Consider the following 22,358-nt stretch of genomic DNA (forward strand, 5'->3'; position numbering starts at 1 on the left):
TTGTGAAATTAATTAAGTTTAAAACTACAGTAAGAAAAGTTGAAGATACTATAAAAAGAAATGGAAATAAAATGCAATTCCAAGAAAAACCTATTCTCAAAGAAAGTTGGTGGCTCATGTGGTCTAGTTTTCCTAACTTAAATTGGGCAAGGTTAATAACCTACGATGATTTATCCACTGAGATATTAGATTGTGATGGTTCTAAATACACATTTTCTAATGAAGAAGAAGCACGTTACTCCTTAATGGAGGATGAATATACACAATTTGAATTACTTGACCAAGAAGATGAAGAAGAACTCGGTATCCTGTTGTGTCTCATACAGATACCAAAAGGAAAAAACGAAAAGCAATTAATAGAAAAAATGTATGTAAAACAAAGCGAAATACGAAATGAACACTAAACTTATTGAATCACTGTTACAAGCTATCCTATCTCTCTCTGATGAGGAGCGATCGCTTTTGGAAGAAAAACTATTTTTCGATTTATCAGAGCCTTCAACTCGTGATTTAATGCTACTTGCCCAGACTGGAGAAACCTTTAACTTTCTTGAAAATGAACCAGATATATACTCACTTGACGACGGAGAACTTATCTAATGTCTCTCCAAAAAGGTGATATAGTCTTGGTTCCATTTCCATTTACAGACTTGAGTGGAACAAAGCTACGCCCTGGTTTAGTTTTATAGATAGACACTATAGGCGATGATGTCACTTTATGTTTTATTTCATCTCAAAATATAAATAGTTTGAGTCCAGAAGAGTTCATTTTAGAACCATCAGATCCAGATTTTACTAGTACTGGATTACAGGTTGCTTCTAAAGTTAGGGTGACTCGAATAACTACCATAGAGCGAGCGTGGACTAATCACCAGAAGGATAGGTAAATTAGGAGCAAATCAAGTTCAGCAGTTGAATACAGTAATGGTTCAAGCTTTGAAACTGATATAATCTCAAGTCTGTTATGAAGCTAGTGAAAACTGCGATCGCCTAAAATTGAACTGACTAAATATCCTGTAAAAGGATTGGGCCTAGTTGTACCAACTGACCCACTAATTTATCGTTTCTACGAGATTATGCAGGTATAGGGATTTCCAATCAAAGCCGTGATTCACAACAAGTTCGGCGACAGGGTTATGAGCGCCATTGACTTTACCTTAAATGTGGAAAAACAAGAAGATCCCGAAGGCGATCGCGTTAAAACAATTCGCAATTTGTTTTTTCGCCCATTTGCAATTACGTTTTGTAACGGTGATTTAAATTAGGCGTTAAATTCGTGCTGCAATTGTGCCAGGGGAATTAAACCCCAAAACTTTGTTAAAATCACAAGGTGCAATTTTGCCGAATTTACTATAAATTGCTAATACTGAATCGAGTAGTGCTTATTTTCGACGCTGCAAAACAGCAGAAATTAGACCCCATCCAGCACATTTTCTTCAAGGGATCGCCGAGTTCTTCATCAAATTTTTAACTGATGAAGATGATATAGTATTAAGTCCATTTGCAGGTTCTAATACAATCGGCTTTGTTGCTGAAAATCTGCAACGTCGATGGATATCTTTTGAAATTAATGAAAATTATGTAATGGGAAGTAGTTATCGATTTAGCTAATAACCAAATTAAGTAAAGAGTCAGGAGTGAAAAGTTAAAATTTATAACTCATAACTCTTAACTCATAGTTACTCAATTAAATCTCTCCATTCACCTGCATTTGATGAACTTGATCGGCTAGCTCTTGACGACCTCGATCATCTAGTTTATCAATAGCTAACATACCCATTAGAATAACTTCTTTCAGGGTCAAACGTGTGGAATGTGCCTGTTTTTGCACAATCTCTTTAATAATAGGACTGACACCAATCGCTGTACTAGCTCTAGCCACAGAAGAAAAGGAAACACTAATGATTAAGCCTAAATCTTAGCACTTTCAATGAGGTTATTCTCTAGAGTTAAAACTTAATTTAAGTGTGTTTCAACTCATACTTCAATGAGTAAACATAAGTTTCAAATTATATATAGAGAATTCTCAAATTCTTAGTATGGCAAATGTGGTACTTGCTCATTGAGGACACATCATCGTATGATATCAATATTCTTAACAGTTAAACTTTTGCTTAGTTATCCATAATTTCCACTAAGTCCTCAATCATCACATTAAAAATACGAGCTAATTTGTAGATAGTAGTAAAGTTAACTGTTGTCGCAAATTAGCCCAAAATGGTCAGAAACTTCTTTTATTGATTATGTTTTCACTTTTGCTAGTTATCGAATCTTTAATCTGAACTAATCACATCTTTAATAAATAGTGCATTTGGACTGCTTAATTTTACATGAGAAAGTGAAAAATATTGAAGTGTTACCGTAGCGTTCTCGGTCTAGCAAACTCTCAAGCGATCGCGACAATTGACTAAAATCTAGAAACCTAAAATATCATGTTTATTTCACATATTAGCAACATCAAAAGCAAAACCTTTGTTTTGAGATCCTCAAAAGTCACTTACTAATCGCCGAGTTTGCAAACACTAGTAATATTTGTGATAACTGAGTTAGAAAAGTAGTCGGCTGATGAAAACAGTGCTTTCAGTAGAAGTATTCGCACAAATAAGACTTTTATACCACCGAGAAAACTGTACTTTAAAGAGATTGTAAATTGTCGAATATAATCTTATGAACACGCTTTACAGAAATATACAGCGTAAATAAGAATAATAACTTAACCGAAGTAAAATTTTCCTGAATACAGGCAACTAATACCGTGATATGGAAAAGCAGTGAGTAGAGGAGAGAGAAAGCGATGAGGGACCCTTATCTGTTGGCAGCAGGCTTGTTAACAGGATTAGCAATACCAGCATCGGCTCTTCCACATCTGTCAATTGTCCTGCCAGAAAGTTCTAGATTCCTGTGGGATTTAAAACAGGGTTCGCAGACAATAGCCAGTACAAAAATTATCAATAGCGTCGATCTCTCCTTACCAGAACTCAGCACTCAAGCGTTCCAACCCCTAAAAAGTTCACAGCCGATAGTAGGTGAGAAAAACGTCCCTAGCGTACCAGAATTCAGCAGTCAGGCATTACCAGTATCAACAGAGTCATCACTCAACCCCAACGCCCAAGCAACTAGCCTCTTATTGACATCTGGGAATCAACTTTACTACCAAAGATTGGCAGCTCTGAAAACAGGTCAGATTTATACACGCGTAGATAGCGATAATTTGCAATCATTGTGGGAGTCGATCAAGAAACGTCAACTAACTTATGACGACTGGAAAAGTTTATTAGCTTTAGAAGCTAGAGCTCTTGCTCAAGGTCAAGGAGCCAATCATCTAAGTATTTTAGTTGGTGATTCTTTGAGTATGTGGTTTCCCAGAGAAAAACTGCCTGCCGGTAAGTTGTGGCTGAATCAAGGCATATCTGGAGATACTTCTAGTGGCGTTTTAAAAAGATTGGGAGCATTTTCGGCAACGCGGCCAGATGTAATTTACATCATGGCTGGGATTAACGACTTACGAAAAGGCGCTAGTGATGAAACAATTTTGCGTAATTATCGCCGAATTGTCCGTCGTTTACGGCAAGCTCACCCCCAAGCTCAAATCATTGTCCAATCAATTTTGCCTACTCGTCTACCAAAAATTTCCAATAGCCGTATTCGTCACATCAACATCCAACTAACCGTGATTGCCAAACAAGAAGGTGCTAATTATCTCAATATTTATAGCTGGTTTACAGATATGGAAGGCAATATGCGTCCAGAGTTGACCACAGATGGGTTACACCTGTCTCAAGAGGGATATGATGTGTGGCGAACAGCACTACAGCAGATAGAATACAAGCTCACTCAGCTTGAGAATTAAGCGATCGCTTTGCCGACACTTGGAGCGCTCGCAATTTTTAAATTTATGGAAGTTCCTGATATCGATGCCATCAATATACGTTCTGTAATTGAATACCAATTGGCAGCTTTTAAAAAAGATGATGCCCAAAGCGCTTTTGCCTATGCTAGTCCAGCGATTCAGGCGCAATTTGGAACCCCAGAAAATTTTATGCAGATGGTAAAGACAAGCTACCCAGCAGTATACCGTCCTCGTTCTATCTTTTTTGAGAAAATAACAACTATCCAGGGAAACATAACTCAACCAGTACTGCTACTTGCTCCTGATGGAGTCCCCTTGAGGGCTTTGTATTTTATGGAAAAACAGCTCGATAATATCTGGAGGATTAACGGTTGCTTTCTAGTTTCTTTAGAAGGTAAATAAACTCTATATTTATACAATTAAAATCCTATACTTTAACGCCCAAGGCTTCCCTATTTAAAACCTGATTTAACTTACCGCTAAGATAACCTTCTAAATCTAAGGTTACGTAAATAAATCCAAAATTTTGAAATGCCGAAACTAACGTTTGTAAATCGTTAGTCAGCACAAACTCTTTGATTTGTTCTGGTGGTAATTCAATACGTGCTGTATCCCCTTGGGATCGCACGCGCAAACTTTGCCAACCTAGTTTTCGCAGATAAATTTCCCCTCTACCAACTCGTTGCAACTTAGCCACAGTAATCTCTTCACCGTAAGGAAACCGGGAACTCAGACAAGGTTGAGCAGGTTTATCCCACCAAGGTAAATCGAGTTGTTGCGAAAGTTGGCGAACTTCTACTTTGGTGACACCTATTTCTGCTAAAGGCGATCGCGCCCCTCTTTCTTTGGCTGCCTGAATTCCTGGGCGATAATCATGCAAATCATCAGCATTCACCCCATCCACTACATAGGGATAACCCAACTGTAAAGCTAAAGGTTTGAGAGTATCGTGCAACTCACTTTTGCAAAAATAACAACGATTAACCGGGTTAGAAGTGTAATTGGGATTTTCCATCTCGTGAGTCTGGACGATTTTATGAGGAATCCCGATAGTTGCAGCTTGAATTTTCGCGTCTTCCAATTCTTCTGGTAACAGCGAAGGAGAAACAGCCGTGACAGCCAAGGCGCGATCGCCCAACACATCATAAGCAATTTTGGCAACCAAAGTGCTATCAACGCCTCCAGAGTAGGCAATCAACGCCTGCTCCATTTCTCTAAATAAGGCTCTTAATTGCTCAAATTTTTCTGTCAGCATCATTTCCCAATCCTGCCAAAACCCTACAGCACCCAATCATTTATATTGTAGTCATTAGTTATGGGGCATTGGGCATTGGGCATGGTTTCTTCTTGTCTCCCTCACTCCCCACTCCCCAATCCCCACTCTCCATCAATCAAGGTTGGTGCTTGACTGTACTTGGCCACCAGACTGGCTAAAAGCGGTAAATCAATCGGTTTAGAAATATAATCATTTACTCCAGCTGCTAGACAGGTTTCGCGATCGCCTTTCATCGCCATTGCTGTCTGAACAATTACCGGAATCGTTTGATATTGCTGATGTTCTCGCAGTTGTTGCACCAAGTTCAGACCATTTCCATCTGCCAGAAAAACATCCATTAAAATTACCGCCGGATCTAACTGTGTTAGAGCTTCCCACATCTCAGCAGCATTTTTAACCCAAGTCACTTGATATCCCAATTTACATAGATAAATTTGCATCAAATTAGCATTGGGTAAATCATTTTCTACCAGCAAAATCTCTACAGAAGAACTAGGAGTCAATGGCACAGGAGATGAGGAAAATTTTGCTTCCACTGCTTCCTCTGCTCCCCCTGCTCCTGTCTCTTGGTTAAGGGGAAGTATAAGGGTAAAACGGGAGCCGCGATCTACTTCAGATTCCACTTTCACAGAACCACCGTGAATTTGGGCGAGTTTTTGAGTCAGTGCTAAACCCAAACCAGTACCTTCAACACCATCAGCCTTGGCAATTTGATAATAACGTTGAAACAGTTGAACTTGGTCTTCTTGGGAAATGCCAGTGCCAGTATCCCAAACTGTAAAATGCACAAATACACCTTCAAGAACAACCTCTAAGCCAACACTTCCTTCCCTAGTAAACTTTAGGGCATTCAAGAGTAAATTCAACAGCATTTGCTTGAGTCGCAATTCATCAGCTACTAGGGTTGTGATATCGGAGTCAATTTCTAGACGTAGCTTTAAACCTTTATCAGCAGCTTTCTCTTTCACCAGTGCGAAAATACTGTCACATACGAATTGCACATCTAGTGTTTTCCAGTTTACTTCTAGCTGATTTGCTTCAATTTTAGAAAGATCCAAAATATCATTAATCAGAGTTAGCAAGTGCTTGGCACTAGACTGAATGATATTTAAATAGTTTCGCAGGCTTTCTATAGTTGCTTCAAACCCTGGGGTTAAAAGCATGGAAACCGGCATAGTAATACAACTAAGCAATGTGCGAATTTCATGGCTGGTGTTTGCCAGAAACTGATTTTTCAGTTGATTGGTGCGCTCCAATTCTTGATTAGAGTTACTTAACTGTTGACATTGTTGCTGCCAAGATAGGATATGTCTAAGTTGTACTAAGGCTGTAGTACAGTGTTTGGCAGACCTTGCCATCAATTGCGATCTGAGTTGAGCTTGCGATTCTATGAGCGACTCATGAGCAGAACTTAGGGGCGCGGTAGCGATAATTAGCCAGCCCATAAGGCTGCCAGAATCATCAGCTAACCGCCAAGCGCTCGGTAGTTGTTGATTCTCAAGCTGTTGCAAATCTTCAAGTTTTATGACCTCTTGTAACCTCAATGGCAGCTTTTTTTCTGCTGTTAGCACTTTTAGAAAAAAAGGTGGTGAATTTGAGGATAGAGAACGAGAAATATAACAAACTGTGGCAACAGTTTCTTGTGGTTGACACATAGCGATGCCTACGGCACATTCTGAAAGTGCCAGATTAGTAGTGCTGTTCACAGCACTATTAATCTCGTTAACCACGGTTTGGAAAATTTCCGCTTGTGCGGCTTCTGGCTGTGGGACAGTGTTACAAGCAGAAAGCAAGCAATCATTAAGACGACTTTGCAACTGGTTTAAGCTGCTCTCCAGCCACAGCTGCGCGCGAAGTTGCTCTGTTGTTATCAAAAGTTTTGGCGTTGCATCTATCAGTGAGTTATGGTCTGGTAAGCTTGAATACTGCTGCATGGTCAACTAGACCGCTTGACAAGTTTAGCTTTGCATAAAAATCCCAAAAGGATTTTATGTATATTAGCCGAGAATTCTTTTTTATTTATAAACGATAACTTATGTTGTTATAAACCATAACTTATGATGTCGAGTTTAGCAGCTAGTTCAAAAAAAAATTATTGTATGAACTACTAACCTAAAATTTTCCAAACGTAACTTAAGACTAATGGATGCACAATTCGCCCAACTAATCGTTAATGGGATTGCGGTGGGGAGCATTATTGCTCTAGCCGCAGTTGGACTGACTCTTACTTATGGAATTTTACGGCTGTCTAACTTTGCTCATGGTGACTTTCTCACTTTAGGAGCCTATCTAACTTGGCTGATAAACACCATTGGAGTCAATATTTGGCTGTCAATGATCCTGGCAGCAGCAGGAACAGTGGCAGCAATGCTGTTATCGGAAAAGTTACTGTGGTCAAAGATGCGCTCTATCCGTGCTACTTCCACTACGCTGATTATTATTTCTATCGGGCTTGCCTTATTTCTTCGCAATGGAATTATTTTTATCTGGGGCGGCAAAAACCAAAATTATAATTTACCTGTTACTCCGGCTTTAGATATTTTGGGTTTAAAGATACCGCAAAATCAATTATTGGTATTAGGGTTGGCGGTGCTAGCAATTTTAGCGCTGCATTACCTGTTGCAAAATACCAAAATTGGTAAAGCGATGCGAGCAGTTGCCGACGATCTTGATTTAGCCAGGGTTTCAGGTATCAATGTTGACCGAGTAATTTTTTGGACTTGGCTAATAGCTGGCACTCTTACGTCTTTGGGCGGAAGTATGTATGGGTTAATTACAGCTGTGCGCCCGAATATGGGATGGTTCTTAATATTACCATTGTTTGCCTCAGTAATTCTTGGTGGGATTGGCAACCCCTACGGTGCGATCGCAGCAGCTTTTATCATTGGCATCGTCCAGGAAATCAGCACGCCTTGGCTGGGTTCACAGTATAAACAAGGTGTCGCACTGTTGATCATGATTTTGGTGCTGCTCATTCGTCCCAAAGGTTTATTCAAAGGAACGATTTGAGCAGCACCACTCCACTTCTAACTATTGAATAATGTGGAAATAGTAGGCTGCTACCAGGAAGTTGATAGCTAATAATAACAGCGCCCAGCCTGTGCGAAAGGCGTAGGGAGGTTTAGCTCCACTGTCGGCAACTGGGGAATTCTTAGCTTTAGCAGTCATAATGCGGTTCTCCTAAGTCAGGACTTTTTAAGAAATACCAAACTGGTGTACCAAATATCCAAATTCTTTAAGAATATTTGTGTGAAGTTAGGAATTGGGCATTGGGCACAAGAGGCGGAGGGGCAGAGGGGCACAGGGGAAAAACTTACTGCAACTTCTCCCCTGCCTCCTCTGCTCCCCTGCTCCCCTGCTCCCTACTCCCCCACTCCCTCCTCTCCAGCATGATAGGAACTGCGAACCAGAGGCCCAGAACGAACATGATTGAATCCCATTTCCCATGCTAATCTGCCGAGTTGATCGAATTCCTCTGGAGTCCAATATTTTTGGACTGGCAAATGTTCTAGAGAAGGACGCATATACTGCCCAATAGTCAAGCGATCGCACCCCACAGTCCTTAAATCAGCCATTGCTTCAATGACTTCATCAAATGTTTCTCCGTGTCCCAGCATCAAACCTGATTTGGTGGGAATTGTTGAATCGATTTCTTTAACCATAGCCAGTACCAAGAGCGAGCGAGCGTATTTGGCTCCCCGACGCACTGGCCCAGTTAAGCGTTGCACTGTCTCGATATTGTGATTAAAACAAGCTGGTTTGGCTTTGACAATCATCGCTATTCGCTGGCGTTGACCTGACTCTCCAACACCAGCACCACCCCAAAAATCTGGGGTCAGCACTTCAATTTGAGTCTCTGGGTTCAATTGACGGATAGTCGCGATCGTCTTTACAAAGTGCCCTGCCCCCTGATCGGGCAAGTCATCACGGGCTACAGAAGTTAGCACCACATAACGTAATTCCAAAAGCTGCACCGCCTGTGCTATCTTTTGGGGTTCCTCTAAATCAAGAGGCATCGGTGCATGACCTTTATCTACTTGACAGAAAGCACAAGAGCGTGTGCAAGTAGGCCCCATTAGTAAGAAAGTTGCTGTTTTTTGGGCATAGCACTCTCCCCGGTTGGGACAGCGCCCTTCTTCGCAAATTGTGTGAATTTGGCGCTGCTTAATAATGCGTTGTACGGTAGAGATTTCGCTGGCTTTGCCAATCGGGCGACGTAACCAGCTAGGCATTGCCGTAATTTCAGACTTTAGTTCGGCTTGTTGTGACGAAATCATAGACATCCCAGCAAGATGCGGATATAGATGTAGTGGTCTGTTGATCAAATATCACCATGACACAAATTGAAAAGAGGGCGAGCACAAGTTTTGCAAAACACCTCTAGCAATGTCATTTATACCGAAATATACTATCCCCCAATTGCTAGAAATTTTGTATATAGTGGGAGGATTCTCAAGGACAATCGGCAAAGCCGCTATTTACACTTATAGTTTCTGTTAGAGCAAACAGTCGTGGCAAGCAACAAGATTTTAGTTATCGATGACACTACAGTTGTCAGGGTAAAAGTACGAGAAATGTTGCCTCCGGGCAATTTTGAGGTACTGGAAGCAAAAGACGGTGTAGAAGGACTGAATTTCATCCTTAAGGAAAAACTCAGCCTAATTATGTTAGATTTCCTGTTGCCTAAAATGAGTGGCTGGGAAGTTTTTCAGAAAGTTCAAGCCGATCCGGAACTAAGGAAAATTCCTTTAGTGATCATGTCTGGTCGCAAGGAAGAGGTGACGGAGAAAATCACAGAACCATTTGAATATTTTGAATTTCTGGGCAAGCCTTTTGATCAGAAACAACTAATTGGTGCGATTAAGCTAGCTATGGCCAAGGCGAAACAGCCACGTCCAGAACTAGTCCCAGTAGGAGCAGCAGTTGCTGTTAAAAATGGCACAGTTGCAACCTCTAGTGTGGCTAATGTTGCGGTAGCAGTCCCTAGCGTCGCCAATGTTGCAGTAGCAATTCCTAGTGCTGAAAATACTGCGATGCCTACGGCGGCAAGCAACGCAACCCCTATTACTGGAGGAGTCTCCGACGCAGAAATTAAAGCATTGAATGAGAAAATTGTCAAAATGCAAGCAGAAATTGATGGTTTGAAGAAACAGCTAACTCAGGTTGTGACTTTTATTAAACAAAAAATTAAGTAGTATTTGGGCTCGTTATATTATCGCAGCCAAAAATACACCATCTATACTGGTGTCTGATAAAAAGCGGGTAAAAATAGTTAGTTCAAAAACACTTATGTTGACAAATCATCATTTTTTAGTAAAGTACAGCTTAACCTCATCCTGGTAAAGCTGTGCTTTATCTCCCCTCTTCGTTAGTTCGGGGAGGGGTTGAGAGTGAGGTTTTGATGTGTACTTAACTTAATTTGGATACATTATATTCGTTTCTTGGCTATCGTATTACTAAACAAATCTACTCAGGCAGTAAAACCCTAGTTGATTAGGGCATTAGAGAAAAAGACCAAAAATCAGTCATTCTCAAATTGATCCGAAATGAATATCCTATCTTCGCAGAAATAGTTCAGTTCCAAACTCAATATATCATCACCAAAAACCTCGATTTTTCATAGCCTAGTCAAAACCTATAGCTTAGAAAACTACCGTAACAGCTACGTCTTAGTAAATTCCAAATACAAAGCTTTCGTAAAATAGAGCCTATGACAATTTTTTGAAAAACTCAACTAACTAATATAGTGTGTAAATCTATATAAGGTTTTTCAAACTTAACCAATATTGTTCAAGATTCAAAAAATAACTGTAACGAGCTATAAATATATTTTGTTATAAAACTTTTATAAAAAACTTACATTTAGGGATATTTATGATCATCAGTGTTGACTAACTAAAAAGATTAATTTCAGGCATGATGAATATTGTTCTTACGTAGCGCTAATTTTTTAATAAAACAAGGGCAAAAATAACTAATTTCAGAGCGCTCGACTTTATAAAAAAGGATTTTAAATTTTGGTAAAAACTAAAACTAGTGGTTGATGTCCATTAGCGATCGCTTCAGCAAAAAGCTGTAGGCGATTTAATGTGAAAATGTTGCTGTTCTCAGAGTTTTTGGGAATTATAGGGTTGTCGGACGATAAATTTGCAGTCTATCAATAAAATAGAGGTGACTTAGCTGCGAGCGTAGGACAAATAGGGAATAACTAATAATGAATAAAATTAATTTAAATATATGAATGAAAAATTAGATATAAAAATGCTTTATACTCCAGAAGATAGTTTAATACTAGTAGTAGATGATACCAATACTAATTTAAAAATTGTCTTTGATATATTAACTAATGTAGGCTTTAAAGTTATAACAGAAAATAATGGCAAAAGAGCACTTAAGCAGGTTGAGTTCCAGCTTCCTGATTTAATTTTATTAGATGTTGTGATGCCAGGAATAGATGGATTTGAAACTTGTAAAAACCTGAAACAAAATTCAGCTACTTGTGATATCCCCGTAATTTTCATGACAGCCAATTCTGATACTGAGAGTAAGGTAAAAGGTCTAAATATAGGAGCAGTTGATTACATCACAAAACCCTTTCATGAAGAAGAATTATTAGCTAGAATTAAAACCCATCTTCAATTACGAAATCTTACAAAAACTTTAGAAAAACGAGTTTCAGAAAGGACATCAGCATTATCTAGGGCATTAAAAGATTTACAAGAGTCTCAACTTCAGCTTGTACAGACAGAAAAAATGTCTGCCCTTGGTCAATTAGTAGCAGGAGTTGCTCATGAAATTAATAATCCAGTTGGTTTTATTCATGGCAATCTTGGACACGCTTCAGTATATTTCCAAGACATGATTAACATTATTGACCTCTATCAGCAGCACTATCCTAATCCAGTTCCAGAAATTCAAGAAGAAATTGCAGCGAAAGATCTGAAGTATATACTTGCCGATCTACCTAATTTAATTTCCTCAATGAAAGAAGGAGTTCAGCGCATTCGCAATATTAGTACTAGCTTGAGAACCTTTTCTCGAGCAGATAGCGATCGCAAAATTTCTTGCAATATTCATGATGGCATAGATAGTACAATTATGATTCTCAAACACCGTTTAAAAGCATCCAAAAATCGACCCGATATTCAAGTAATTAAAAATTACGATATTTTGCCAGAATTAGAATGTTATATTGGACAACTAAATCAGGTATTTATGAATTTATTAGCTAATGCTATTGATGCTTTAGAGGAGTCTAATGTAGGACTTACCTATATGGATATTGAAGCAAATCCTAATCAAATTTTGATTCAAACTACTTTGACTGAAGATAAAAACTATATCTTGATTAGGATTAAAGATAATGGTGTAGGAATGTCGGTTAATGTCCAACAAAAAATCTTTGACTATTTATTCACTACCAAGCCTGTGGGTCAAGGTACAGGATTAGGGTTATCAATTGCTCGTCAAATTGTTGTCGAAAAACATGGAGGAATTTTAGAGGTAAATTCATCAATAGGGCAAGGTTCAGAGTTTATCATTAAACTTCCCATTTAATAATCATAGTAAGTTACGTTTCTTAACATAATAAATAAATGTATGTTTAAAGCAGTAGTAGGTCACAGTAACGATCCAGATTCTTTAGCAGCAGTTGAAGAAGTTCTTCAGCAATGTGCCAGTTCTCTTACAGGAGATATACCAAAAGCTGGGATTATTTTTGCTGCAATTGACTTTGATCATTTTCTCATTTTGCAGCAAATAGATCGGGCTTTTCCGGGGATTGAGTTGATTGGTGGAACAACAGATGGAGAAATTTCTTCAGTCTTAGAGTTTCAGCAAGATTCAATCACCTTAATGTTGTTTTGCTCAGACGAAGTTGAAATTTATGCAGGAGTTGGACGCAAAGTTTCAAACGATCCAATTACTGCAACCAAACAAGCTGTAGATCAAGCCAAAGCAAAAAGTACCGTACCTCCAAAGCTATGCTTAACTCATCCAGAGAGTCTTACAACTAGTGGTGTCTCTATATTGAATGGCTTAAAGCTAGCTCTTGGTCAATATGTGCCAATATTCGGTGGTTTAGCAGGTGATCAATCAAGATACCAAAGTACATATCAATTTTTTCAAACAGAAGTATTAAGTGATTCTGTACCAATTCTACTTTTTTCCGGCACAATATTGTTTTCCCATGCTGTTGCAAGTGGTTGGCATCCTATTGGTCAAACAAGCAAAGTGACTAAAGTAGATAAAAACATAGTCTATGAAATAGATAGTAAACCAGCTTTAGATTTTTATCATAATTATTTAGGTTTACTTCCTCCTTCAATGGAATATCCACTAGCAGTTTTTGATGAGAATAAAGACAATTTTTATATTAGAGCACCTATTGCTTACAATCAAGAATCTAGTAGTATAACCTTTTTTGGAGATATTCCTGAGCAAGCAATTATTCAAATTTCTGAAGCAGGTTATGAAGATATTTTGGCAGCTTCCAAAGCATCATTTATGAAGGCTTTAGATAATTATCCTGGCACAAAACCAAGTGCTATTTTATTTTTTTCATGTGTAGCTCGTCGGCAAATACTTGGTACTAGGGCACAAGAAGAGTATCTGAATACGAAACTTTGTTTAACTGACTATTTACCTGCCTGTGGATTTTATTCTTATGGAGAAATTGCTCCTCTAGATGGAATTAGCCAAACGCAATTCCATAATGAGACTTTTGTAACTTTAATTTTGGGAAATCAGTAAAAGTTAATGGAAATATTGGATTATCAACAAGAAATTAAAGAATTAAAAAAAATCAATCGAATTCTCCAAAAGAAATTAGAGCGCTCTGAATCAGACCGGATAAAACTTGAAGAAACAAATCAAAAAAAAGAATGTTTGCTTAGAAGAGTAATTGATGAATTAAAGGAATATCAAAATAAGTTAGAAGAAAGAAGCCATGAACTAGAAATAATGCTTATTAATGTTCAGATAATGCAGAATAAAATGTCTACTTTAGGAAGCATGGTAGCAGATGTAGCTCATGAAATTAATAATCCAGTTGGCTTTATTGCAGCTAATTTGACTCCGGCTAAAGAGTATATTGATAATTTATTACATCTAATTGACCTCTATCAGCAGACCTATCCCAAAACATCTCAGCAAATTCAAGAAACAATCGAAATGATTGACTTAGAATACGTGCGCGAGGATCTACCTAAACTCATTTCCTCAATGAGAGAAGGTACAGACCGTATTTCCAATATTAGCCACAGCCTACGAACTTTCTCTAGAGCAGATACAGAACAAAAAACTCTATTTAATATTCATGAAGGTATTAACAGTACTCTCTTAATTCTCAAGCACCGTTTACAAGCGAATAACATTCGTCCTGCTATTCAAGTAGTTAAATATTACGAAGAACTTCCTTTAGTAGAATGTTTTTCAGGACAATTGAATCAGGTATTTATGAATCTCTTGGCAAATGCCATTGATGCTTTAGATGAGTCTACTACCGGACTTAATTTTAATGATATCAAGCTAAATTACAATCAAATTACAATTCAGACTACCCTCACTGAAAATAAGAATCATGTCTTAATTCGGATTCAAGATAATGGAGTAGGAATATCGGTTGATGTTCAGCAAAAAATATTTGATCATTTATTTACAACAAAACCTGTGGGAAAAGGAACAGGATTAGGATTATCAATTGCTTATCAAATAATTGTCCAAAAACATAAAGGAACTTTAGAAGTAAATTCTGTCTTAGGAAAAGGTTCTGAATTTATAATCACTATACCTATTTATTAAATTAGCAAAAATATAAATTATATAATTTATTTAGAAAAATATTAAATATATTAATAATTGAGATCAGCGAAATAATTTATACTTTATACACTGTAATTAATTATGTTTTGAAAGTAACAAATTCAATTTCTACAAAATAGAAAATTTACATACTGGTTGCGAGCAAATATATTTTTGTGTAATTTGATAATAAAATATGTTTAGTATTAACAATATTCTGTTTCAAAATATTCTTTCAGCCCAAGTTCACTAATTATGGTGAAAAACTTAATGTTTTGCTGGCTAACCTTTTTAAAACTCAATCTCATTCCCCACTTGGTAAGGAGGGTTAGAAAGGATAATGGGACGTAATTTATAAGAGATTATGTAAAACCGTAACCTGTCACAATGATCAGGCTCAGAATTAGTTATAGATATTTTTTATTATAACCAAAAGCAAACATTAAATTTTCATAACACAAAGATTAAGTAGTTAATTTAAAAACATTTTAGGGAACTCTATAACTGTACTTCCAAGATGGTATATTCAAAATTTATGATCGATGCACTTAAGCACTCAATAGCTACGCTTAATCTTTCTTTAGAACGCGATATATTTTTACGTACACTCATCAGAGAATTATCTGGTACTTTGCAGGATGTAGTTGGTTTAGAAGAAGCTTCAGGATTTATTAGCGTCGTTGGTGAAAGGATGGGGAGGCAGATTAACCAAGATTATAAATCTGCCCTAGAAATCTCTAACCTTTCTCAAAAACAGGTAGCTGATGTCTTGATTGATTTAAAAAAACGAATTCAGGGCGATTTTTATGTCATTGAGCAGGATGATGAAAAAATTGTCTTTGGCAACCGTGTTTGTCCATTTGGGGACAAAGTACTTAATCGTCCTGTCATGTGCATGATGACTTCAAACGTTTTTGGAACGATCGCAGCTAATAATCTAGGATATGCGAAAGTAGAATTGCAAGAGACCATAGCACAAGGTGCTTCTGGATGCAGAGTTATTGTTTACTTAAAACTTACAGAAGAGGCAGAAGATGCAGAAGGTAGAGAATACTTTAGAGGAATAGAATCTGTGTAAATCCTTCAGCATCAAACAAAATAACTCCAGAATCAAGCTTAGTGCAGATATGTAAAGTAGGGTCGAACCCTGAAATTGGAAGCCCCATGACTCCTGAACAATTTCTTGAACTTGCCAGAGTTTTACCAGAACCTTTACTCCTGGTGAGTGGAGAAGGTCAGTTGTTAGCTGCCAATCAACCAGTAGCAGATATGTTGGGCTTACGCCGTCAGCAGCTGCGGGGAATAATGTTGTTTGAACTTGTAAGTGAGCCTGCTAACGATATTGTAAAGTACCTACAAGCTTGTTCAAGTAGCAGGGCAATGGTTATTGGCTCCTTGACTTTCCGAAAGAATGATGGACAAACGTTAATATGTCGTAGTCAAGGAGCAGTTATTCAACCTTGGTCTCCTGAATCTTCAGCTTTAATTCTCTTACGCTTGGAAAATAGAAATCTGGCTAGCAGTAATTTCGTTCTTTTAAACGAAAAACTCGATGAGTTAGCAAAGGAAGTGCAGAGACGAAAACAAGCGGAAGAAGCGCTTTTGAAAGCGAATCAAGAGCTTGAAATTCGGGTTGAAGAACGTACAACTACTTTACAAGAAACACTAAACGAACTACAACTTACGCAAACTCAACTTATCCAAGCTGAGAAAATGTCTAGTTTAGGTCAGATGGTCGCTGGTATTGCCCATGAAATTAATAATCCCGTAAGTTTTATTTATGGGAACCTTCACCACGCCCATGAATACACTCAAGATTTACTAACATTGGTGCAAATTTATCAACCACTTTGTCCAAATATTCCTCCAGAAATCCAAGAAAAAGTAGAAGAAATAGACTTAGATTTTATAATTCAGGATATAAGTAAACTTTTCCAGTCAATGAAAGTAGGAACAGAGCGCATTCAGGAAATCGTTAAATCACTACGTAACTTTTCTAGGCTTGATGAAGCAGAATTTAAGCAAGTTAATATTCATGAAGGAATTGAGAGTAGTTTAATGATTTTAGAGCATCGTCTGCAAGCTAGTCATGAGTATCCAGAAATCAAAGTCATCAAAAAATATAGTCAACTACCGAATGTAACTTGCTATCCTGGTCAACTAAATCAAGTGTTTATAAATATTATTGCGAATGCGGTCGATGCACTGGAAGCTTCGGCGCTCAACGGTCAGTGGTCAGCAGTAAATCCACAAATAACTGACAATCAAAAACTGATAAATAATAATCCCCAAATTCAAATTAAAACCGAGCTAATCGATGAAAAATGGATAGCAGTTAGTATTGCTGATAATGGTTTAGGGATAAATGAACAAGTTCTCTCAAAGCTATTCGATCCGTTTTTCACCACTAAAGCAGTTGGCAAAGGCACTGGATTAGGGCTATATATAAGTTATCAGATTATAGTTGAAAAACATGAGGGAGAACTTAACTGTTTTTCTGTTCCAGGAAAAGGTGCAGAATTTGTAATTAAAATACCTATTCAATCAACTTTATAAAATTTAAATGAAAAGATATAACAACGCCTGTCTGCTAATTAGCAAACAGGCGTGTCTTTGAGTACAAAGTATAGTTAAGACTCAGTTATATTTTGGCAGTAGAATCAACTGAGGGTTGAGACTGACTAACCGAATCTGATTTTGGTAAAAGCAGTTGATTTTCTGCTTTTAGATTACTGTTGATTGTTGCTTGCAAAAACGGGGTATGGGATATGGAATTGTTAGCCAATGTAAACAGTGGATTCGATAAAATCCCTGCTATAGAAGTGGCAATTAATGTTACTATCAACCCGACTTGTAAAGGTCTTAGCCCAGGCAAATCCCAACGCACTTGTGGATAATTCTTCACCACATCGGACATTTCATGGGGTTCTTTGACTACCATCATCTTAACTACACGAATGTAGTAATAAATGGAGACTACGCTGGTAACTAAGCCCAACAAAACTAACCAATAAAGTCCTGCTTGCCAACCAGCCCAGAATAAGTAAATCTTGCCGAAAAACCCAGCCAATGGTGGAATACCACCCAAGGAAAGCAAGGAGATACTCAATGCCAGTGTTAGAAGTGGGTCTTTTTGATACAAACCAGAGTATTCGGTAATCTGGTCGGTTCCTGTCCGCAGTGAGAATAGGATAATGCAGGTAAAACCGCACAGGTTCATGAATAGATAAACCAGTAGGTAAAATATCATACTGGCGTATCCTGCCTGTGTGCCAGCAATCAAGCCAATCATCACAAACCCAGCTTGGGCAATGGATGAATAAGCTAGCATCCGTTTCATGCTGGTTTGAGCTAGGGCGACTACGTTACCCAAAATCATGCTGAGAACGGCTAGAGCAGTGAAGACAAATCTCCACTCGTCAGCAACAAGAGGGAAGGCTGTTGTTAGCAAGCGGATAGCTAAAGCAAACCCAGCTGCTTTGGAACCAACAGATAAAAAGGCGATTACTGGGGTGGGAGCGCCTTCATAAACGTCTGGTGTCCACTGGTGAAAAGGTGCAGCGGAGATTTTGAAGCCAATACCTGCGATCGCAAAAACTAGGGCAATCACTAAACCTAAAGATTGTCCGACTTTCGCTGTGGCAATGCCATTAGCGATCGCACTTAGTTCGGTTTGTCCTCCAGATAGTCCATACAGCAGTGATACACCGTACAAAAATATTGCTGTACTGGAAGCTCCAATTAACAAATATTTCAGCGCTGCTTCGTTGGAGCGAGGGTCACGCTTGGTATAACCTGTCAATAAATAAGAGGAGATACTCAGGGTTTCTAGGGAGATGAAAATCATCACCAACTCACTAGCCCCGGATAAAAACATCCCTCCTAATGTAGCACTCAGCAATATAGCGATGAATTCGGCTAAGGCGGTGCCGCTCTGCTCAACGTAGCGAATTGACATCAGTATAGTCACAATCGCAGACAAGGCAATAATCCCGCGAAAGACAATACTCAGGTCGTCACCGATAAAGCCACCGGTAAAACCGATGGGATTAGGAGAGTCCCATTGAAAATATAGGGCGATAATCGAAGCAAATAAACCTGCGATCGCTAGATATCCAATCCAGCGTGCGGATGTACGCCCCAAAATCAAATCAACAATCAAAACCCCCAAGAGGGTCAGAATAACAATCCCCTCTGGCAAAATCGTTCCAGCGTTTAGCTGGGATGCAATATTAGCAAAATCCATGAGATGTATAGGTTTTGGCGATTAGACATTAAGGCTAACTCTACGTTCACTCTAGCAAGTTTTCTAATCCCCAGACTAGCTCTTTTAACAAGAGCTTAACAGCTTGGGTGCAGATGGCGAACGTACCAACCTTAGTACTTTACCAGCAGCTTTCTCAGTATCTAGGGATTCACTTAACAACTTTTCTACTTCGTTTTTTAGGCGTGACTTTTAGCGAATCTCATAAATAATTATGGTGCAACCAGTGCGATAGTTACGTACAAAAAGCTAATAAAATTAATAAAGGCACAGCAATGCTGTGCCCCAACAATATTTATAACTTCTAACTTTATTAAAAATCTACTGATGGCAGCTTGCCTTGTAGCGACTGAAATTTAGACTGAACACAGTTGGCACAATTGCAACCAATTTGATCAATTATCGGATTAGATGTTGCAATCAAGTTTGGTGTTGCCAAATCGGAAATTTGTTGTGTAGATACTACCGTCATAATTTGGGTAGCGTAAGCAGATTTTAGACTTGATGCGTTTGCTGGATTGACTATCAGCATCATAGATACCAGAAATGCAGGACAGGCAAGTAAAATTAGTTTGATAATGTTCATAATTTACACAAATATACCTTTGCTGATATAGCATAGCCAATAAATTGCCGAGGTTCAACTTTAATTAGTGAGTATTGCTTAACTACGCGCGAATCCCTGACCTCGCAAAACCTTTGACCATACAACTAATTCGCCCTGTTCGCCCCCTGCGGCTAATAACTTACCTTGAGGATGCCAAGCTAGACTAGAAAATCCTCCTGAGACACCTGTAATAATTTGGGATACTTCTTTAGCTTGGTTCCACAAACATAACCAGCCGTCAGCAGCAGCAGAAGCGAGTAAGAAGCTTTTAGGTGCAAAGGCGATCGCATTGATTACACCCACATGATTAGTTAAGACTCGTGCTTCCCAACCTAAGGAATCATCCTCTAGCTTTTCCCAGACTACAATCCCTTCAACGCTAGAAGATGCCAGTATTGGCGCACCTACTTTAGTCATAGCTTCTGACCATGCTAATTGGCGAATTTTACCAGGGAAGCCACGCATTACCCAAGGATCGGGGTTGTTCCATTCCAAAACGGTGACACTACGATCCATATTGCCAGAAGCCAGAAATTTGCCATCGGGCGACCAAGCCATCGCTAAACTGACAGTAGTCATATCTAAGCTGTATGGTTCTTCATCCCAGCTTTGACTATGCCAAATCTTCACTCCCTTGTAACCACTAATGGCTAAGTATTGTCCGTCAATGCGCCAATCTATACCCAGTACTGAAGAGTTGTCGAAATTCAGCGTCACGACAATTTCACGAGTATCTGCATTCCAGACTTGGACGTAACGCCCCAAACTAAAAGCCAGTTGGTTACTGGTGTAATTCCAAGCTAACTTGTCAACCCATGCAGGGGCATTTTCCAACGTGGCGATTAATTCAGTGTTGCACCAAATTTTCACTTGTCCATCTTGTCCGCCAACAGCTAAAAATTTTCCATCTGGCGAAAAGGCCAGACAGTCTACTGATTTACCATTACCAGTTTGTAAGGTTGTGAGTTCGCCATCATTCCACAAAACTACTTCACCGGCGGCGGAAGTTGCTGCTAAAGTTTTACCTTGTGGCGACCAAGCGATCGCAGTTACATAATCTGAAAGTGTCCCCGAATAGTTTTGTTCAAATTCCTTAGATTTGGTTGTGGAGTTCATAGTTATTAGGTACTGGGGATTAGGGACTGGGGACTGGGAACTGGGTATTAGAAGGTGAATTTTTCCCTATCCCCACTTTTTAAACTAGACAAGCGAGAAAATCTTGCTTGAGTTGGGCTGCATCAAGATTGCGGCCGATGAAGACTAGTTCGTTTTTGGGAGTTTCGCTTGGTTTCCAGGGGCGATCGGGTTTGCCATCGAATATCATGTGTACTCCTTGGAATACAAATCGATTATCTTCTCCAGCAATATTTAAAATGCCCTTCATCCGAAAGATATCTGGGCCTTGGGTACGCAGTAACTCGGAAAGCCAAGTGTTTAATTTTTCTCCATCGACTGCACCTGCTTCTACTAAAGCCACAGAAAAGACAGTTTCATCGTGTACGTGGGCATCTTCGCCTAAGAAATCTGGATCGATTTCTAATGCGCGGTCTAAATCAAAGGCTTTCACACCTAATAAAGCATCCATTCCTAGTTCAGAATTTTGGGTACGGTAGATTTTTGCGATCGCATTCATCGCCCGAATCCGTTTTTCTAATTCATCTAATTCTTCTGGCGCTACCAAATCTGTTTTATTAAGTAAAATTACATCAGCAAAGGCAATCTGTTCTTGGGCTTCGTCTGCATCCCAGTGCTGTGAGATATGTTTGGCATCTACGACTGTCACCACTGCATCTAGAGACAGTTGGCTTTGCAAATCTTCATCAACAAAAAATGTCTGAATCACTGGTGCAGGATCGGCTAATCCAGTTGTTTCAATTACTAAATGGTCAAATTTATCGCGGCGCTTCATCAAATTGCCAATGATGCGAATCAAATCACCGCGCACTGTACAACAGATACAGCCATTATTCATTTCAAATATTTCTTCATCTGTATCAATAATCAATTGATTATCAATACCCACTTCCCCAAATTCATTGACAATCACAGCAACTTTTTTGCCGTGTTCGTAGGTGAGGATGTGATTGAGTAGAGTCGTTTTACCTGCTCCCAAATAGCCTGTAAGAACAGTAACGGGAACTGAATTGTTGATTACGTCAGCTACCATACTCTAAATTCCCCTTATCTCACCTTATGGATAATCATTATCGCCTATGATAAATCTTTTTATATTTTTGTGCGAACTTGCTGTTATTTTGGGTTTCAGCAAAATCATCACATAATTTAATTAAGAGACATTTCATTTTTATGCATCTGTAATAAGTAATAAATATTCACAAGTTGGCGTAACTGTTAGGAATATTGCATCCTACCGGACTTATTATGCCGTTAATACAATTGGGTTAAGGTTGGCACTCTTTGTCAAAGTCATTTTTTTAACGAGCCGCAGAGAGCACAGAGAGAAAAAATGCGAGAACTGCATTTGGTTCTCTCTCTGTGTCCTCTGCGGTTTAAAAGAATGACTTTGACTAATATTTTTACCCATCTTGAAAGGGCTAGT

General features: G+C 38.7%; 20 protein-coding genes and 2 pseudogenes. 13 read left to right on the top strand and 9 right to left on the bottom strand.

Features of this window, described 5'->3' with window-relative positions:
* The first annotated feature begins 2 nt into the window (after positions 1-2).
* The 4 genes and pseudogenes from V7K79_RS13625 to V7K79_RS13640 all read left to right on the top strand — a co-directional run.
* Positions 3-404, top strand: coding sequence for a hypothetical protein (locus tag V7K79_RS13625; protein WP_335048394.1), 402 nt, complete (start codon positions 3-5; stop codon positions 402-404).
* Positions 394-600 (top strand): hypothetical protein, encoded by a 207-nt coding sequence (locus V7K79_RS13630; protein ID WP_335048396.1) that lies wholly within the window; start codon positions 394-396, stop codon positions 598-600. The genes V7K79_RS13625 and V7K79_RS13630 overlap by 11 nt, the downstream gene beginning before the upstream one ends.
* A gap of 398 nt (positions 601-998) precedes the next feature.
* Positions 999-1,265, top strand: a pseudogene (locus V7K79_RS13635) (cyanase); the annotation flags it as partial.
* A 58-nt stretch (positions 1,266-1,323) separates the two neighbouring features.
* Positions 1,324-1,611, top strand: a pseudogene (locus V7K79_RS13640) (DNA methyltransferase); the annotation flags it as partial.
* Between the two features lie 76 nt (positions 1,612-1,687).
* Here the strand turns inward: V7K79_RS13640 and V7K79_RS13645 are convergent.
* The gene (locus V7K79_RS13645) at positions 1,688-1,882 is read right to left on the bottom strand and encodes a hypothetical protein (RefSeq protein WP_292740248.1); all 195 of its coding nucleotides are present in this window, start codon (positions 1,880-1,882) and stop codon (positions 1,688-1,690) included.
* A gap of 912 nt (positions 1,883-2,794) precedes the next feature.
* Here V7K79_RS13645 and V7K79_RS13650 point away from each other — a divergent pair.
* Both V7K79_RS13650 and V7K79_RS13655 read left to right on the top strand, forming a co-directional pair.
* The gene (locus V7K79_RS13650) at positions 2,795-3,850 is read left to right on the top strand and encodes an SGNH/GDSL hydrolase family protein (RefSeq protein WP_335048397.1); all 1,056 of its coding nucleotides are present in this window, start codon (positions 2,795-2,797) and stop codon (positions 3,848-3,850) included.
* Positions 3,851-3,895: 45 nt separating this feature from the next.
* Entirely contained in the window at positions 3,896-4,252 is a 357-nt protein-coding gene (locus V7K79_RS13655; RefSeq protein WP_335048399.1) for a DUF4864 domain-containing protein, read from the top strand.
* A gap of 25 nt (positions 4,253-4,277) precedes the next feature.
* On the opposite strand, the gene larE is transcribed toward V7K79_RS13655, so the two are convergent.
* The gene (gene larE, locus V7K79_RS13660; RefSeq protein WP_335048400.1) at positions 4,278-5,108 is read right to left on the bottom strand and encodes an ATP-dependent sacrificial sulfur transferase LarE; all 831 of its coding nucleotides are present in this window, start codon (positions 5,106-5,108) and stop codon (positions 4,278-4,280) included.
* A 98-nt stretch (positions 5,109-5,206) separates the two neighbouring features.
* Complete coding sequence (gene hrmK / locus V7K79_RS13665; RefSeq protein ID WP_335048402.1) at positions 5,207-7,060, bottom strand: hybrid histidine kinase/response regulator HrmK; 1,854 nt, start codon at positions 7,058-7,060, stop codon at positions 5,207-5,209.
* A gap of 208 nt (positions 7,061-7,268) precedes the next feature.
* Here hrmK and V7K79_RS13670 point away from each other — a divergent pair, with 208 nt between their 5' ends.
* Positions 7,269-8,135, top strand: coding sequence for a branched-chain amino acid ABC transporter permease (locus tag V7K79_RS13670; RefSeq protein WP_335048404.1), 867 nt, complete (start codon positions 7,269-7,271; stop codon positions 8,133-8,135).
* A gap of 21 nt (positions 8,136-8,156) precedes the next feature.
* Here V7K79_RS13670 and V7K79_RS13675 read toward each other — a convergent pair whose 3' ends face one another.
* Both V7K79_RS13675 and lipA read right to left on the bottom strand, forming a co-directional pair.
* A complete protein-coding gene (locus V7K79_RS13675; protein WP_104907558.1) occupies positions 8,157-8,294 on the bottom strand; it encodes a photosystem I protein PsaX in 138 nt (45 codons plus the stop codon).
* A gap of 194 nt (positions 8,295-8,488) precedes the next feature.
* Complete coding sequence (gene lipA, locus V7K79_RS13680; RefSeq protein ID WP_335048405.1) at positions 8,489-9,403, bottom strand: lipoyl synthase; 915 nt, start codon at positions 9,401-9,403, stop codon at positions 8,489-8,491.
* 234 nt (positions 9,404-9,637) lie between these two features.
* Between lipA and V7K79_RS13685 the strand changes: the two genes are divergently transcribed.
* The 6 genes from V7K79_RS13685 to V7K79_RS13710 all read left to right on the top strand — a co-directional run bounded on the left by V7K79_RS13685 (position 9,638) and on the right by V7K79_RS13710 (position 17,483).
* Positions 9,638-10,321, top strand: a complete 684-nt coding sequence (locus V7K79_RS13685; protein WP_335048407.1) for a response regulator — start codon at positions 9,638-9,640, stop codon at positions 10,319-10,321.
* A 1,066-nt stretch (positions 10,322-11,387) separates the two neighbouring features.
* Positions 11,388-12,683 (top strand): hybrid sensor histidine kinase/response regulator, encoded by a 1,296-nt coding sequence (locus tag V7K79_RS13690; protein ID WP_442938941.1) that lies wholly within the window; start codon positions 11,388-11,390, stop codon positions 12,681-12,683.
* Positions 12,684-12,725: 42 nt separating this feature from the next.
* Positions 12,726-13,877 carry an FIST signal transduction protein gene (locus V7K79_RS13695; RefSeq protein ID WP_335048411.1) on the top strand — a complete coding sequence of 384 codons (1,152 nt, stop codon included), beginning with the start codon at positions 12,726-12,728 and terminating at the stop codon, positions 13,875-13,877.
* Between the two features lie 6 nt (positions 13,878-13,883).
* Positions 13,884-14,927: a sensor histidine kinase gene (locus tag V7K79_RS13700; RefSeq protein ID WP_335048412.1), complete on the top strand. Its 1,044-nt coding sequence runs from the start codon at positions 13,884-13,886 to the stop codon at positions 14,925-14,927.
* Between the two features lie 535 nt (positions 14,928-15,462).
* Entirely contained in the window at positions 15,463-16,005 is a 543-nt protein-coding gene (locus V7K79_RS13705; protein WP_335048414.1) for a methanogen output domain 1-containing protein, read from the top strand.
* 86 nt (positions 16,006-16,091) lie between these two features.
* The gene (locus V7K79_RS13710; RefSeq protein WP_335048415.1) at positions 16,092-17,483 is read left to right on the top strand and encodes an ATP-binding protein; all 1,392 of its coding nucleotides are present in this window, start codon (positions 16,092-16,094) and stop codon (positions 17,481-17,483) included.
* 85 nt (positions 17,484-17,568) lie between these two features.
* Here V7K79_RS13710 and V7K79_RS13715 read toward each other — a convergent pair whose 3' ends face one another.
* The 4 genes from V7K79_RS13715 to V7K79_RS13730 all read right to left on the bottom strand — a co-directional run bounded on the left by V7K79_RS13715 (position 17,569) and on the right by V7K79_RS13730 (position 21,965).
* On the bottom strand, positions 17,569-19,173 hold the full coding sequence (locus V7K79_RS13715) for an NAD(P)H-quinone oxidoreductase subunit N (RefSeq protein WP_335048417.1): 1,605 nt from the start codon (positions 19,171-19,173) through the stop codon (positions 17,569-17,571).
* A gap of 331 nt (positions 19,174-19,504) precedes the next feature.
* Positions 19,505-19,777, bottom strand: coding sequence for a hypothetical protein (locus tag V7K79_RS13720; RefSeq protein WP_335048419.1), 273 nt, complete (start codon positions 19,775-19,777; stop codon positions 19,505-19,507).
* 78 nt (positions 19,778-19,855) lie between these two features.
* Positions 19,856-20,914: a WD40 repeat domain-containing protein gene (locus V7K79_RS13725; RefSeq protein ID WP_335048421.1), complete on the bottom strand. Its 1,059-nt coding sequence runs from the start codon at positions 20,912-20,914 to the stop codon at positions 19,856-19,858.
* A gap of 79 nt (positions 20,915-20,993) precedes the next feature.
* Entirely contained in the window at positions 20,994-21,965 is a 972-nt protein-coding gene (locus tag V7K79_RS13730; RefSeq protein WP_335048423.1) for a CobW family GTP-binding protein, read from the bottom strand.
* Positions 21,966-22,358: the final 393 nt, after the last annotated feature.

The organism is Nostoc sp. (genome assembly GCF_036917575.1).
In the GTDB taxonomy this organism is placed as follows: domain Bacteria; phylum Cyanobacteriota; class Cyanobacteriia; order Cyanobacteriales; family Nostocaceae; genus Nostoc.

Excerpts from the sequence above, each read along its gene's own strand:
- lipA (WP_335048405.1), bottom strand. The coding sequence starts at position 9,403 with ATGATTTCGTCACAACAAGCCGAACTAAAGTCTGAAATTACGGCAATG.
- V7K79_RS13710 (WP_335048415.1), top strand. The coding sequence starts at position 16,092 with ATGACTCCTGAACAATTTCTTGAACTTGCCAGAGTTTTACCAGAACCT.
- V7K79_RS13675 (WP_104907558.1), bottom strand. The coding sequence starts at position 8,294 with ATGACTGCTAAAGCTAAGAATTCCCCAGTTGCCGACAGTGGAGCTAAA.
- V7K79_RS13725 (WP_335048421.1), bottom strand. The coding sequence starts at position 20,914 with ATGAACTCCACAACCAAATCTAAGGAATTTGAACAAAACTATTCGGGG.
- V7K79_RS13715 (WP_335048417.1), bottom strand. The coding sequence starts at position 19,173 with ATGGATTTTGCTAATATTGCATCCCAGCTAAACGCTGGAACGATTTTG.
- V7K79_RS13720 (WP_335048419.1), bottom strand. The coding sequence starts at position 19,777 with ATGAACATTATCAAACTAATTTTACTTGCCTGTCCTGCATTTCTGGTA.
- V7K79_RS13705 (WP_335048414.1), top strand. The coding sequence starts at position 15,463 with ATGATCGATGCACTTAAGCACTCAATAGCTACGCTTAATCTTTCTTTA.
- V7K79_RS13670 (WP_335048404.1), top strand. The coding sequence starts at position 7,269 with ATGGATGCACAATTCGCCCAACTAATCGTTAATGGGATTGCGGTGGGG.
- V7K79_RS13690 (WP_442938941.1), top strand. The coding sequence starts at position 11,388 with ATGCTTTATACTCCAGAAGATAGTTTAATACTAGTAGTAGATGATACC.
- V7K79_RS13695 (WP_335048411.1), top strand. The coding sequence starts at position 12,726 with ATGTTTAAAGCAGTAGTAGGTCACAGTAACGATCCAGATTCTTTAGCA.
- larE (WP_335048400.1), bottom strand. The coding sequence starts at position 5,108 with ATGATGCTGACAGAAAAATTTGAGCAATTAAGAGCCTTATTTAGAGAA.
- V7K79_RS13630 (WP_335048396.1), top strand. The coding sequence starts at position 394 with ATGAACACTAAACTTATTGAATCACTGTTACAAGCTATCCTATCTCTC.
- V7K79_RS13700 (WP_335048412.1), top strand. The coding sequence starts at position 13,884 with ATGGAAATATTGGATTATCAACAAGAAATTAAAGAATTAAAAAAAATC.
- V7K79_RS13650 (WP_335048397.1), top strand. The coding sequence starts at position 2,795 with ATGAGGGACCCTTATCTGTTGGCAGCAGGCTTGTTAACAGGATTAGCA.
- hrmK (WP_335048402.1), bottom strand. The coding sequence starts at position 7,060 with ATGCAGCAGTATTCAAGCTTACCAGACCATAACTCACTGATAGATGCA.
- V7K79_RS13730 (WP_335048423.1), bottom strand. The coding sequence starts at position 21,965 with ATGGTAGCTGACGTAATCAACAATTCAGTTCCCGTTACTGTTCTTACA.
- V7K79_RS13655 (WP_335048399.1), top strand. The coding sequence starts at position 3,896 with ATGGAAGTTCCTGATATCGATGCCATCAATATACGTTCTGTAATTGAA.